Annotated in this window: 1 protein-coding gene; it reads right to left on the minus strand. The window is 68.1% G+C overall.

Annotated elements, in window-relative coordinates; translation table 11 throughout:
- Positions 1-722 (minus strand): 2-hydroxyacid dehydrogenase (locus ACLFKU_RS43800; protein ID WP_410853396.1); only part of this gene is annotated, 722 nt, incomplete at both ends.

Genomic DNA, 722 nt, shown 5'->3' on the forward strand with positions numbered 1-722 from the left:
CAGCTCGTCGACGATGCCACCGCGGGCGATGTTGACCAGGGTGGCGGTCGGCTTCATCTTCGCCAGGGCATCGGCATCGATGATGTGGTGCGAGGAGGCGTTGTAGGGCAGCACGAGCACGAGGTGATCGACCTGCGCCAGCAGGGTATCCAGGTCCACGTACTGCGCGCCGACCTCGGCCTCGGTGGCCTCGGGCAGCCGCGAACGGTTGTGGTACATCACGCGCATGCCGAAGCCGTGCGCGCCGCGGCGGGCGATGCCCTGGCCGATGCGGCCCATGCCGAGGATGCCCAGCGTGCTGCCGTGGATGTCGGCACCGAGCATGGTCTGGAACGACCACTGCCCCCACTGGCCGTCACGCAGCCAGCGTTCGGATTCGGTGATGCGGCGCGCGGTGGCCATCAACAGCGCGAAGCCGAGATCGGCGGTGGTTTCGGTCAGCACATCCGGCGTATTGCTGGCCAGGATGCCGGCGGCGCTGAGCGCGTCGATATCCAGGTTGTTGTAGCCGACGCCGACGTTGGCGATCGCACGCAGCTGCGGCGCATGCGCGATCTCGGCCGCGCCGATGCGTTCGTTGAGGGTGATCAGCGCGCCGTCGACGTGGGCCAGCTGTTCGGCCAGCATCTGCGGCGTATAGCGGGTGACGTCGCCGGTCATGGCCAGGTCGAAATGCTGCCCGAGCTGCGCGACGACATCGTCGAACAGGGGCTGGCTGACCC

The sequence above is a fragment of the Paraburkholderia sp. EG304 genome, assembly GCF_046543485.1.
Taxonomy (GTDB): domain Bacteria; phylum Pseudomonadota; class Gammaproteobacteria; order Burkholderiales; family Burkholderiaceae; genus Paraburkholderia; species Paraburkholderia youngii.